The organism is Synergistaceae bacterium, assembly GCA_031272035.1.
GTDB lineage: Bacteria > Synergistota > Synergistia > Synergistales > Aminobacteriaceae > JAISSA01.
The window spans coordinates 1-13,495 of sequence record JAISUO010000077.1; the positions used below are offsets into that span (position 1 = coordinate 1).

7 protein-coding genes are annotated in these 13,495 nt (G+C 56.6%); 3 read left to right on the forward strand and 4 right to left on the reverse strand.

What is annotated here, in order from left to right; all coding sequences use genetic code 11:
• On the reverse strand, positions 1-5,870 hold a 5,870-nt coding region (locus LBR61_09220), incomplete at its 3' end, for a hypothetical protein (GenBank protein ID MDR1732254.1).
• A 312-nt stretch (positions 5,871-6,182) separates the two neighbouring features.
• Between LBR61_09220 and LBR61_09225 the strand changes: the two genes are divergently transcribed.
• From LBR61_09225 to LBR61_09235, 3 genes are all read left to right on the forward strand, one after another.
• Positions 6,183-7,850, forward strand: a complete 1,668-nt coding sequence (locus tag LBR61_09225; protein MDR1732255.1) for a hypothetical protein — start codon at positions 6,183-6,185, stop codon at positions 7,848-7,850.
• A 144-nt stretch (positions 7,851-7,994) separates the two neighbouring features.
• A complete protein-coding gene (locus tag LBR61_09230; GenBank protein MDR1732256.1) occupies positions 7,995-8,906 on the forward strand; it encodes an NAD(P)-dependent oxidoreductase in 912 nt (303 codons plus the stop codon).
• Positions 8,903-10,561: a dihydroxy-acid dehydratase gene (locus LBR61_09235; protein ID MDR1732257.1), complete on the forward strand. Its 1,659-nt coding sequence runs from the start codon at positions 8,903-8,905 to the stop codon at positions 10,559-10,561. The genes LBR61_09230 and LBR61_09235 overlap by 4 nt, the downstream gene beginning before the upstream one ends.
• Positions 10,562-10,783: 222 nt before the next feature.
• On the opposite strand, the gene LBR61_09240 is transcribed toward LBR61_09235, so the two are convergent.
• The 3 genes from LBR61_09240 to LBR61_09250 all read right to left on the reverse strand — a co-directional run bounded on the left by LBR61_09240 (position 10,784) and on the right by LBR61_09250 (position 13,416).
• Positions 10,784-11,803 carry a hypothetical protein gene (locus tag LBR61_09240; protein MDR1732258.1) on the reverse strand — a complete coding sequence of 340 codons (1,020 nt, stop codon included), beginning with the start codon at positions 11,801-11,803 and terminating at the stop codon, positions 10,784-10,786.
• 83 nt (positions 11,804-11,886) lie between these two features.
• A complete protein-coding gene (locus LBR61_09245) occupies positions 11,887-12,567 on the reverse strand; it encodes an N-acyl homoserine lactonase family protein (protein ID MDR1732259.1) in 681 nt (226 codons plus the stop codon).
• Between the two features lie 72 nt (positions 12,568-12,639).
• A complete protein-coding gene (locus tag LBR61_09250; protein MDR1732260.1) occupies positions 12,640-13,416 on the reverse strand; it encodes a hypothetical protein in 777 nt (258 codons plus the stop codon).
• Positions 13,417-13,495 lie beyond the last annotated feature (79 nt).

Below are 13,495 nucleotides of genomic sequence, written 5' to 3' on the forward strand. Positions count from 1 at the left end.
CCGCCGTCGGTGATGTGGATGAGAGCGCCCGTGTTGTTGTTGACGGTTCCGTCGGGCTGGTTGGTGAAGAGCCCGTCGATGAGGATGGTTCCGTCGTTGTTGATGGTTCCGTAGTTGTCCAGACGCCCGGAGCTCGTGACGTGGATGAGGGCGAAGGGAATGGAGGCCCCGTTGTACTGCCGCGTGTCCGTGAATTTGTTGTTGACGACCGCGCCCTGCTCGTTGATGAACGTCCCGTTGTCCATGATGGTTCCGTAGTTGTCGAAGGTCCCTTTATTGTCCAGAGTTCCGCCGTTGTCTGTTGTTCCCCTGTTGGTCAGGGTTCCGTAAATCAGCAGTTTGCCGCCGGATTGAACGGTAATCGTGCCGTCGTTGACGAGGGTGACGCCGAAGGGTACGACGGCGGTGGCCCCCGCCGGGATGTTCAGAATCTGTCCCGCGGCGACGGTGAAACCCTCCTGAACGGGGAGGGGAGCGACGCCCGAGACGGTCCATGTGTCGGAGCCGTTCCATGTGAGGGTTCCTCCCGTGTCGAAGCCGGCGCTGTTGTTCGTATTGCCCGTGACGGTTCCGCCTTTGTTCCAGACCAGACCGCGATTGATCAGGGTTCCTGCGGAGTTCACGTTCAGAGCGCCCCCCGCCTCGACGATGATAATGCCATCGTTTGTGGCCTTGACGCCTGCGGGAATCGTGACCGACTGGCCTGCGGGAATCGTCAGGATTTCGCCCGGGGCGAGGTAGAAACCTTCGGAGAGAACCGCGTTTCCGGAGAGGGTCGCTCTTCCGTTTCCGTCGAAGGTCATGCGCGCCCCCGCAGCCGATCCGCCGGTGATGTTTCCTTTGTTCAGGACCAGACCGTTGTTGGTGAGGCTGCGCGCGTTCAGGTTCAGGGTCCAGCCGGCGGGGACGGCCAGGGTCGCCCCTGCCGGAACGGTCAGGTGGTCCTCGTCCTCCAGTGTGATGGTTTTATTGCTGTTGTCAAAGTTCAGTTTGAGGTGGTTTAAAAGCAGGACGAGCCCAACGCCGCCAACGCCGTAGATCTTCTGGTTCAGGAGGATTCCGTGGGATCCGTCGGAAGGATAATAGGATGGAACCGGAACAGAGGCTGTGCTGACGGATTCCACCGCGCCGGTGGACAGAAGAACCAGGTCGCCGGAGGTAATATCCACCGAAGCGAATCCTCCGTTATTTTCTCCAATGGGCAAGCCGGACAGCGCCAGGATCGAGCCGCCGGTGAGGCTGACCGAGCCTCCCTTGCCCGATCCGGGGCCGATGGCCGGGCCGGTGCCTCCGACGGCGATCACCGATCCTCCGGTGATGGTGATGACGCCGGCATTTCCATATCCGGCCCCTCCCCACGTGCCGCCGATGGCGGCGCTGTCGCCGATGCCGCCGGGCGAACGGGCGTCCACGAACCCGCCGGAGATGGTGATGATGCCACCGTCGGCGCTTTGTCCTCCTCCGATGCCCGCGGCGGCGGCGGCGCTGCTGGCCGTGACCACGCCCCCCGCGATGGTGATTTTTCCGTGAGTGTTGCCGTTTTTGGGGGTGTACCCGCTGCCGATGCCCGCGCTCCAGCTTGGCGCGGTCGCTTTGACGAAGCCGCCTGTGATGGTGATGTCCCCCGCCTCGCCGGCGTCGAAGGAGTAGTTGCCCGCGACGGAGATCGCGTCGCCGCCCCCGCCGCCGATGCAGGCCGCGCCCCAGTCTGTACCTTTCAGATCCGCGCTCAAAGCGCCGCCGTTGATGACGAGGGTTCCTCCGTCGCCCTGGTAGCCGCCGCCCAGTCCCGCGCCTCCGCCGATGTTCGTTCGGTTGTCCGTCCTGCTGCTGAAGTCGCTGCCTGTGGCCTGGATGGTCCCGCCGTTGATGGTGATGTGCCCGGCCGCCCGTCCGATGTCGCCGCCGATGCCGGCCCCGTATGTGCCCACGGCGGTGAGGGATCCGGCCAGAGAGCCGTCCCCGTATGCGCTGGTGATCGTCAGAGTGGAGCCCGCCGGGGCCTGAAGCCCCGCCGAGACCCCGTTGGACTTCAGAACGTTGGTTCCGGCCAGGCGCAGCTTCACCGTCGCCCCCGTCAGGTCGAAGGCGCAGGCGTCGTCGAAGGCGCTGACGTCGATAGTGGCGTTATCCAGAAGGACGTCCGCGCTGACGCCGGTGGCGACCACCACGCGGTCCCCCTGGTTCGTGCCCGTGATCCTGTAATATCCGTCCTGGGTGATGGTGATGACGTGCCCTGACCCGAGGACGATGATTTTCGGGGCGCAGGGGCTCCCTGCCGTCGCAGCGTCAGCGGTCGAGAACGCGAATAATGAAATCGAAAGAGACAGGAATAAGGCCCCAAGGGCTCGTTTCCTGTTCTTCATAACCGTCAGGGCGAAGAGGAGCGCCGCCGCGGTTCCTGAGCCTGTGGCTGCGCAACCGCCTCCGCCTTTCTTTTTGGTTTTGTCGTCGGCGCCGTCGTCCACGGAGCCCCCGACGCCGATGGTGAAATATGTCGCGGGCGGGTTCAGGTTTTGCGCGTACTCGCTGCCGTCCGTCAGGCTCCACTCGATCCGGGATATGCTGAGGTTTTGAAGGTCCGTCAGGGTCTGCGCCGTCCCCGTTATCCGAAGCACCGGAACTCCGTCGGCGCCCGTGGTCGTCACCAGGGTCACGTAGGAATAGTTCCCTCCCAGAGATGCGTAGATGTGAGCCGTGCCGTTGGGGAAAATGCCCTCTGCCAGGGGCGCTTCCACCGTGAACGAATACGTCCCGTCGGCGTTTTGTGACTGATCGAGGGTCCAGTGGGCCGGGTCAGGGTCCACAAGGGTTCCGTCCTGGACGGGTGGAACCTGAACCTTGAGCCTCACCTGATACGTGACCGTGTGATTTCCATCTCCGGAAATCACCGTGTAGGGCACGGCCTGTCCTCCGGAGAAGTTCCGGAGCTCTCCGCCCTTCGGGTCGACCTGAGCCCTCGCGTCGGGCAGGGTGAAGGTCAGACCCACTCTGGAAAGGTCCCCTCCGACCCCGTAGGGGACGTTGATGAGCCAGGTTCCGTCGCTCTGACGAATCATGTAACTCTCGGCGAACACCATTCCATACTCGTCGTTGAGCCTCACCGGCCCCCAGGTGAAGTCCGTGGAGGAGCTGCCGGATCCGGATGCGTCGTTCGCAGGGTCGTTGTCGATGAAGGTTCCGCCGTTGTCGTTGAAAGTGCCGCCGCTGGATATATTGACAGTGCCGCCGGAGTTGTCGAAGATCCCGCCCGGGTTGTTGTTGAAAACGCCGCCGTCGTTGATGTTGATTTTGCCGTCGTTGATCAGGGTTCCGTCGTTGTCGAAAATTCCTCCGTCGTTCACCTCAATGGTCCCGTCGGTGTAGTTGTTGATGGTCCCGCCAGGCTGGTTGTGGAGGTGGCCGTCAACCTCGATGGTCCCGTGGTTGTTGATGGTCCCGTAGTTGTCCAGGGTTCCGTCATCGGTGATATGGATGAGAGCGCCCTGGTTGTTGTTGACGGTTCCGCCGGGCTGATTGGTGAAAAGTCCGTCGATGAGGATGGTTCCGTCGTTGTTGATGGTTCCGTAGTTGTCCAGAACGCCGCCGGGGCCGGTGATGTGGATGAGGGCGAAGGGAATGGCGGCCCCGTTGTACTGCTTCAAACCCGTATATCTGTTGTTGATGACCGCGTCCTGCTCGTTGATGAGGAGCCCGTTGTCGAGGACGGTTCCGTAGTTGTTGATGGTTCCCTTGTTGTCCACGATCCCGTTGTTGGTCACGGTCCCGTTGCTGATCAGGGTTCCGTACACCAGCAGTTTGCCGCCGGACTGGACGTCGATGGTTCCGTCGTTGATGATCGTCGTCCGGATGGAAACGATGGCGGTGGCTCCCGTCGGGACGACCAGTTTTTCGCCCTTTCCGATGGTGAAACCCTCGGGAAGAGGGGCGCTGGCGGAGGCGGTCCAGGTGTCGGTTCCGTTCCATGTGAGGGTTCCGCCGATCCCGGAAATGTTGGAGGCCCCGTTGATGGTCCCCCAGTTCTGTATCAGGCCGTTGTCGATGAGAGTTCCGGTCACGTTCAGCTCGCCGCCCGCTCGGACGACGATCTTTCCGTCGTTGGTCGCCCGGACGCCCGCCGGAACCGTCACTTTCGCGCCGGAGGGGATTTCCAGAATTTCGTCCGGCGCCAGGTAGAAGCCGCCGGACAGCACCGCGTTTCCGGCGACGCTGCCGACCTTGTTGTTGAATGTGATCACCGCGCCGCCGCCCGAAATCGTCGCTCCGACGGCTCCCTTGTTCACGATGAGGCCCAGATTGTGGATGCTGTGTCCGCTGGTCACCGTCAGGGTGTAGGTCTCCGGAACCGTGAGTGTCGCCCCCGCCGGGATGGTCAGGTCATTGCTCAGGATAACGGTCCTGGGGGTGGGATACGTCAGGTCGGGAGAGGTGAGGAATCCCAGGGATCCGTTAGGGGAATAGATGGACGAGGAGACCGAGTCCCAGACGCCGGTCGCCAGGAGGATGGGCCTGTTTCCGCCTGTGCCTGTGATGCTCACGGGCGTTTTGCTGGGACCGTTGAGAGGGTTGTATCCGATGGAACCAGCGGGGAGGGTCTGGTTGGACAGGGCGAAGATCGTCCCCCCGGAGAGGGTGATTTGACCGCCGTTGTTGCCGCCGTAAGCGAGGCTGCCCGAAGCGGGGCCGATGGGAGACCCGCTGCCTTCTCCAAGGGCGACGACCAGACCGCCGGAGATGGTGATGTTGCCGGCGTTTCCGCCCAGGGCGTTGATTCCGCCGGCGGCGCCGATGGCGGCGGGTGCGGAGACGCCGCCCAGAGATGTCGCCTCCACGTGACCGCCGCTGATGGTGATGACGCCTCCGTCGCCGTCGTAGCCCGCCCCGATGGCCGCGCTGTCGACGCCGGCGCTGGCTTGGACCACTCCGCCCGTGATGGTGATGATCCCGTCGTTGTTCTTCGGCGTGTATCCGCTGCCGATGGCGGCGCTCCACCTGGGGGCCACCACCCGGACGAAACCGCCGTTGATGGTGATGGTTCCCGCCCCGCCGGCGTCCTGGGATCTTCCGCTTATGTTGGAAAGCGTGTCGCCGCCGCCGCCGCCGATGCCGGCCGCGCCCCAGTCCTCGCTTCCCAGGTCCACGTATACCTTGCCGCCGTTGATGGTGATGGTCCCTCCGTCGCCCTGATGCCCGCCGCCGATGCCGGCTCCGCCGCCGATTTGGGCTCCGCTGCCGTACATTTCGCCGTCGCTGCCTCTCGCCTCAATGGTGCCGCCGTTGATGGTGATGCTGCCGGCCGCCTGGCCGTAGTCGCCGCCGATGCCGGCCCCGCTCATGCCGATGGCTTTCAGGTAACCGTATAATGAGCCGTCTCCGCCTGCGCTGGTGATGGTCAGCGCCGCGCCGGGGGGAACCTGTATGCCCGCCGCCGCGCCGTGGGACATCACGAAGTTCGTTCCCGCCAAAGACAGTTTCACCGTCGTCCCCGTCATCATCTCGAAGGCGCAGACGTGGGACAGGTGCCGGACGTCGAGGGTCGCGTTCTCCAGGATGATGTCCGCGCTGACGCCGGAGTTGACTACAACGCGGTCTCCCTGCCCGCTGCCCCTGATTTTGTAATACCCGCTCTCCGTGATGTTGATGATGTTGGACACCGTGTAGCCGGAGTCGGTTTCAGTCGGCAGTCCCAGAGTGATAACCCTGGGGGCGTAAGGGTTTCCCGCCGTCTCCGCGCCGGCGGGCGTGACAAAAGACGTGAAAAGGCTCAGGATGGACAGGATGGAAAAAAGGAAAATAAAATTTGTGAAAAGGTCATGTGACCGCAGGGGCCTGCAGGACCTTTCGTCCGTCGTTGAATATAGAAACAGCATGGTTGAATCCTCCTTATACCTGCACGCGGTGTGGAAAACGTCGGCGGCGAGTTTTTTATTTTTTAAGAATATTGTATCTTATGTAAAGTAAAATTAGTTAGAATAAATTACCTAATTTGAAGCCAGTCTTCCTGAACCCCATGAGACCCCAAAAAATAATGAAAGGACGCAAGGAAGAAACGAAAAGTGCGATTTTTTAAAAACAATCTTGCGCGTAAAACTTGCGTATGAAAGGGGAAAGGTGTATTCTTTTTTTATTCTTATAAAACAATGATTTTAATAATTAAAATTAATTGAAACGGGGTGATTTCTGTGAAGGCAGCGGAAGCGATCGTCAAAATTTGGGAAAAGGAAGGCATCGATACGGTCTACGGCATTCCGGGAGCGGGAATTAACGGAGTCTATAAGTATCTGGCTCAGTCCTCGGCTCTGAAACATTTCTGCCATCGTCACGAAGAGGCCTGCGTCCACGCCGCGGGCGGCCACTATCGGGCCAGCGGAAGACTGGCCGTCGCCATGTGTACCTCGGGGCCCGGAGCGACGAATTTCGTCACGGGGCTTTACAGTTGCAATATTGACAGCATTCCGGTCATTGCCGTGACGGGTCAGGCCGTGACGGCGCAGCTGGGCAAGGACGCCTTTCAGTGTGTGGACATCGCCAAAATATGCGCGCCCATCGCCAAAAAAACCTGGTGTATCACCGATCCCAAAAAGGTCGTGGAGACTTTTGCGGAGGCTTTCAGAGTTGCCCGGGAGGGCAAGCCTGGGCCGGTGGTCATCGACCTGCCTCTCGACGTTCAGAACGCGGACATCGAGTTCGACCCCTCCGGCTACGTTCCTCAGAGTTTCACCGTTCCCGCGCCGAAAGCGGAGGACATCGTCAAAGCCATTGCCATGATCAACGAGGCGAAAAATCCCCTTCTGCTCATGGGCGGCGGCGTGCTGCTGGCCGGGGCGGAAAAGGAGTGCGTGGAGCTGGCTGAAACCCTGAATCTTCCGGTCATCACCACGTATATGGCCAAGGGGGGCATCCCCGTCAGTCATCCCCTGAACGCGGGACACTGCGGCATCCAGGTGGGACAGCCCATCGGCAACAAAGTTTTCCTGGATTCCGACCTGGTGCTGGGCATCGGCTGTCGCTTCACCGACCGGCATACCGGAGCGATCGGCGTCTACCGCGGCAATCGGAAGTTCATCCACGTCAACATCGAACCCTCCGAAATCGGCAAGATTTTCCAGCCGGACCTGGGTATTGTCGCGGACGCCAAAAAAGCCATTGACGCCCTGTTGGCCGAGGCGAAAAAGAGCGGAAAGAAAAGCTCTCATGTGGACGTCGCGAAACTGCCGGCGCTGCGGAAGGAACTTGCCCGAAAGGTCGACTACGACGTGAAACCCATCAATCCCCACAGAGTTTTTGCTGAACTGAACAAATTTTTCGACAGCGAAACGCTCTTTACGACGGGCTGCGGCATCACGCAGATCTGGTCCGGCCAGCTTCAGGACATCGACAAGCCGCGCCGGTATCTGGCCTCCGGGGGAGCGGGCTGTCTGGGCTACGACATTCCGGCGGCCTTCGGCGCCACCGTCGCCACGGGGAAACGCAGCGTGGCGGTTATGGGGGACTTCGGGTTCACCTTCCACGTTCAGGAGCTGGCCGTCTGCGCCGCGAATAAAGTCCCCGTGATCGTGGTCGTCGTCAACAACGCCTATCTGGGGCTCATTCGTCAGAATCAGAAATACGCGTATCAGTACGAGTGCGACGTGGCGATGCCGGAGAACCAGGGCCTGATCGACTACGTGAAGGTCGCGGAGGGGTTCGCCTGTTACGGCGAGCGCGTGTTCAGCGCCTCGGACATTCCGGCCGCGCTGGACCGTGCGGTAAAGAGCGGAAAACCCGCCGTCATCGATATCGTCTGCGATCCCAGCGTGGACTGCTCCATGGGAACCGCCCTCGACAACGTGAAGGAATTTGTGTACTGAAGACTTTTTAATTTAAATTTCAGGTGTTGTCGTGATTTTGCGAGAAGCCTTCCCGGGCGGAACAGTCTGAGGAGGCTTCCTGCGTTTATAACGGGGGACGGGACCGGAAAAGCTGCAGAATATACTATCGTCGGAGGTTTTACCATGAGCGACATCACGAAAATAGGCTTTATCGGCCTTGGAGTTATGGGGGGAGCGATGGCATCCAACATGGCGTCCAAAGGGTCCGAGGAGGTTATCGTCTACGATATTTCACCGAAGCGGGTCGGAGAATACGCGGAAAAGGGAATGACCCCTGCGGCGTCTTACGCGGATGTCAGTCGGGGAGACGTCATTTTTACGTCTTTGCCCGACGGCGAAGTTCTGGAGAGCGTTTTTTTCGCGTCGGGAGGGCTCTGTGAGACGCTGCGGGAAGGTCAGATCTTTGTCGATTTGAGCACGGTCAAATACTCTGTGACTCTGGAAATTGAAAGAAAAATCAGGGAAAAGAAGGCGCATTTTCTGGACGCCCCCGTTTCGGGAATGGCCGCCCGGGCAATCGACGGGACTCTCGCTGTCATGTGCGGCGGAGAAGAGGCGATTTTTGAAAAAATATGTCCTTATCTCCGCCGCATTGGCTCCAACATCGTATACATGGGACAAATCGGCTCCGGACAGGCCGCAAAACTCATCAACCAGCTTCTTTTCGACATCAACGCGGCGGCCATCGCTGAAATATTCCCTCTGGCAGTGAAAATTGGGCTCGATCCGGAAAAAACGGTCAGTATCGTCAATTCCGGAACGGGCCGCAGCTTTGCTTCAGAATTTTTCGCCCCGGGTATCTTAAAGGACAACTTCACGGAGGGATATGCCCTGCAGAGCGCGTATAAAGATCTGGTCAGCGCCTGTGAAATTTCTTCTTCTCTGGGGCTGCCGCTTCCGGTGCTGAACGCGGCGGCCATGACGTACCAGATGGCGCTTCTGAAGGGATATGGAAGCCAGAACAAGGGGTCGATGATTCATGTTTTCGAAGAATTGTTCGGCGTGGCCTTTCGCTCAAAGGAGAGAGTACAATGAACGACAACAGACACAGACATCCTGAGGACATGACAGAAGCTTATTTCTGCGGCCTCATGCACTCAGCGGGGTACAGACAGTCGGATTTGAACAAGCCGCAGATCGCGATCGTGAATTCCTGGACGGACGTGAATCCGGGGCATAAACCTCTCGCGGAGCTGGCCAAAGCCGTGCGGGAGGGGATATGGGCTGCCGGAGGAACTCCCGCGGAGTTCAACGTTCCGGCTCCCTGTGACGGAATGGCGCAGGGGACGGGTATGCACTACATCCTTCCTCAAAGAGATCTCATAGCCGGGTCCGTTGAGAGCATGGTCAAAGCCCACAGTTTTGACGGCATGGTGATGCTCGCCTCCTGTGACAAAATTATCCCCGGTATGCTGCTGGCCGCCTGCCGGCTTGACCTGCCGGTGATATTCCTCTCGGCCGGCGCGATGACGCCTTATGTAGAGGGCGGCAACGTTTATGTGACGCCTGACCTGAAAGAATCCATCGGACAGCGCAATAAAGGGATTATAACGGAGGAAATCTTTCAGAAGAGGAAAACGACGATCTGCTTTTCTCAGGGCACGTGTTCCATGATGGGAACTGCCAATACAATGGGAACATTTTTGGAAGCGACGGGAATCGCCCCCTGGGGTTCGGCGACGATGCTCTGCAATGACGCCAGAAAGTTCTGCCAGGCACGGGACGCGGGTGAGCGGATTGTTGCGCTGGTCAATGCCGGAAAAAAGTTCAGTGATTATTTCAATGAACGTTCTCTGGAAAACGGCATTAAATATGTGTCGGCGACGGGAGGATCCACGAACGCGGTGCTGCACATCATGGCTCTGTACCGGGCGCTTGGTCTTCCGATGACGCTTGCGCGGTTCGATGAAATTCAGGCGTCGGTTCCGGTTATCTGTAAATTCAAGCCCTCTTCGAAATTCAACATCACGGATTACCACAATGCGGGCGGGGTTCCTGCCGTTCTTTCCACGCTTCAAAACAACTTCTGCCTCGACACGGAGCTTGTAATGGGTGGATCTCTGCGCGAATTTTTGAATAATGCGACGATCGGAGCGGACAGAAACGTGATTCATGAGGCCGATTCTCCTCTGCATGAATCGGGCTGTTTTTCCATCCTGCACGGCAATCTGGCCCCGAATGGCGCGGTGGTGAAACGCAGCGGGGTAGAGCCTCAGATGATGTATCACAAAGGGCCGGCGGTGGTTTTCAACTCCGAGGAAGAAGTGCGTGAACATTTATTAAAAAAGAAGGTGGAACCCGGTTCTGTGCTGGTGGTGCGATATGAGGGCCCGAAAGGCGGTCCGGGAATGAGAGAACTGTCCATCCCCGCGGCCATGCTGGTGGGGATGGGGCTGCATACATCCGTTGCGATGGTCACCGATGGACGTTTTTCGGGCGCTACGAGAGGTCCCTGCGTCGGGCACGTGAGTCCCGAAGCCTGGGTGGGAGGCCCCATATCGCTTGTGGAAGACGGAGATATTGTGGAAATCGACCTGAATCGCAACACCCTGTCGCTTCTGGCGCCGGAGGAGGTGCTGGAACAGCGCCGAAAAGCGGGAATCATTCCGCCGGAGCGCAAAGTGAACGGAATTTTGAAAACCTACCGGGAAGGGGTTCAGGGAGCGGAAGACGGCGCTCTGTGGCTGTAAGAGCTGATAAATAAAAGTTGAGCGTCAGGATTCTGTCTTTTGACGCTCAACTTTTTTGCGGGTTGTCACTGCTATATCAATTTGAAGTAAAAGGCCTGATGAAGAAACTAAGCGACTCACGCGGCTCATACTTCACCGGTTCGCTGCTTATAAAGTTAGAATAGCTAAAAGCGATGATATTATTAGCTTCTCCATTAACACTCGATTGAAAGCAAATTGGTATTACTGCCGTACAAACTTGAATAAATTACCCGTGGGGCGACTGCCGCTGATTGATGAGATGTACAGATTACCGTGAGAATCCCCGCACAGGCCGTGACACCGTAAAATAATGGTTCCCGGGAATCCGAACTGTCCAACCAGCTCAAGCGAATCGATATCAATGATGGAAAGGTCGCCGCCAAGTCCGCCGAAGTATACGTTTTTGTCGTCTGACCAACAGGATGCAAGTCGCCTGAAACCTCCCTGGAGTACACAAATAATGTCACCTGCGGTATTGTAAGCATAAGCACGGGAATTTTCACGGTCACAGACCCAGATGCGATTGTATTTATCTGCCCAGACCCAGTGAACCAGCCTAAATTTTCCTGTTTCCGTACCTGGCCCTCCCCATGATTTCACCAGTGTGCCATCCGGCGTAAATTTGTGAACGGCGGCGTTCCCGTAACCGTCTGCCGCGAACATCTCCCCGTTGGGAGCTATGATCATGTGACAGGGTCTGTTGAAGGGCGGTGCAATATGTGTGATAGTATCCATTTGCAGAAAGAATTCGGTCATATTGTCGTAAGGAGTGTCAGGTGGGATTATTCCCTTTATTTTCGCGTTGAAGAAGGCATCGACATCGTAACCGGAATCGCTTGGATGAAAGGGGTTCCCGTAATTACGGACCAGATTTCCATCCATGTCCAGTTCACGTACCGCGTGCAGTACAGCGCTCGAATCGGCGCATAATAAGGTTTTACGGGATGTTACAAAAACGCTGTGGGGACGGACGAAAAGCCCTTTTCCGATCGTGCGCAGAAATTTGCCATCCGGAGCGAAAATACATATAGGATAATCTCTGTGGGAAGTTGTCACATAGAGATTGTCCTCCTCGTCGCAGGCGATTCCCGGTACGTCGCTTCCCTTGACCTCGGCAGGCCACTGGGCCCATGCATGTTCCACCTTATATTCAAAATTTCCGTCTTTGAGAAATATGTTGCAGTGCAAATCCCGGTCAGCCCGCGCGGATATCTGAAGCATTCTTACCCCTCCCTGTTTTCATAATGAAAATACCTGTCCGAAAATACGAATCAGGTTATCGAAAAGGTATTCTTCTTTATAATTTATTTTCCGTAAATAGCGCGATCAAAGATACGCATATCGTGACCTGGCAATATTTTTACATTTTGAGCCCTCAGTTTTTTGTAACTGTCGTACCAGTCGTTCAGGTCTGTATGAATGGTATTGGGGACAGCCTGTTCGTAGTTTTGATAAAGAGGGGCGAAATCTCCCACCAGGGCGTATCGGCCTTCTGTCGTTTCTGCCAGAACCGTTTGACTGCCCGGGCTGTGTCCGGGTGTCAGAATGACGCTCACATCTTCGAAAAGTTCCTGTTCTCCTTCGAGTCGATGGAAACGCAGTATGTGAGGAATCCACTCGGGGAGGCCGGTTTCTTTTAACAGGGAGTAATATCTGTATTCATGTGGAAAAGGGCATAAGGCATGACGAATCTCCCGTTCCTGCACATAAATTTCTGCTTCCGGAAACAGATCCAGGTTGCAACAGTGGTCATAATGTAAATGAGTGAGAATGATTTTTTTTATCGCTGAAGGTTCGATGCCCAGCTTTTCCAGAGCATCTTTCAGAGGAGGAGCATCCTCCATGATTCGGAAGGGCTTTTTGTCTTTTAGAATCGTATCCTGAGAGGGCAGACCGCTGTCGACCAAAATCGTTTCTCTGTTATTTTGCAAAACAAAACAACTGTAACAGATTTTATTCTTTACGCCCTCAGGATATAAATACATATTCGAAGACAGGTCAACCAGACAGGAGCCAAGAAAAACGGGCAATATTCTATAACTCATGGGAAAGAACCTCTACTGAGATTTTATATTGTCGACGTAAGCTTTAAAAGCGTTGGCGATAATGGTCTCATCCGGACCGCATGTGAAAACTTTTTCTCCCAGTTTCATTCTTTCTTTGATCGCATCGACGCCGGGCACCAGTACAACCGGAGTTTTTCCGTGTTCCAGGGCTTTGCGGATCAAAAGCGTTTCGAACTCCAGTACTTCCGGAGATGCTGTTTGGCCCGGTTTTCCAACGCTTTGGGATATATCGCCTTTGCCGGAAGAAATCATGTCAACCCCTTCCATGGAGATAATTTCGTCGAGATAAGGTGTGGCTGCGATACTCTCGATTTGAACTGTTAATGTGACAATTTCGTTCGCCACTTTCACGTACTCCGCGAAACTGTCAACTCCGGCGGCACGCAGGAAGCGCCCCGTGGGGAGGGGCAGATTATACATTCCACGCGCTCCCACAGGGGAATATTTTGTCAATTCTACAGCATTTCGAGCGCGTTCCACGGTATTGACATCCGGGACAACGATCCCCGTTGCTCCGGCATCGAGCATTTTTGTAATGTCGGTCAGGTCCGAGACCCGCACCTGGCAGGGTATATCCAGTAAAACAGCCACTCGAATCAGTTCTTTGATTTGACTGTAATCATATAAGATGTGCTCATTGTCTATACGAATAAAGTCAAATCCTCCCGCTTTTGCCGCTTCGATAATAAAAGGGTCGGCATTTTGCAGATAAAGACCCAATACAGGTCCATTTTTTTTGAGAAGATCTTTAAAAAGCGTTGTCATCATTTAACTCCTTCTTTTGCCTTTCTGCAAAATCTGGCGGCGGGTCTCAGCCAAAGACACGAGGGTTCGGAATTGTGCCGTT

What these genes read in the sequence shown, in the direction of transcription:
- LBR61_09230 (MDR1732256.1), top strand. Translation starts at nt 7,995, where the DNA reads ATGAGCGACATCACGAAAATAGGCTTTATCGGCCTTGGAGTTATGGGG.
- LBR61_09245 (MDR1732259.1), bottom strand. Translation starts at nt 12,567, where the DNA reads ATGTATTTATATCCTGAGGGCGTAAAGAATAAAATCTGTTACAGTTGT.
- LBR61_09240 (MDR1732258.1), bottom strand. Translation starts at nt 11,803, where the DNA reads ATGCTTCAGATATCCGCGCGGGCTGACCGGGATTTGCACTGCAACATA.
- LBR61_09235 (MDR1732257.1), top strand. Translation starts at nt 8,903, where the DNA reads ATGAACGACAACAGACACAGACATCCTGAGGACATGACAGAAGCTTAT.
- LBR61_09250 (MDR1732260.1), bottom strand. Translation starts at nt 13,416, where the DNA reads ATGATGACAACGCTTTTTAAAGATCTTCTCAAAAAAAATGGACCTGTA.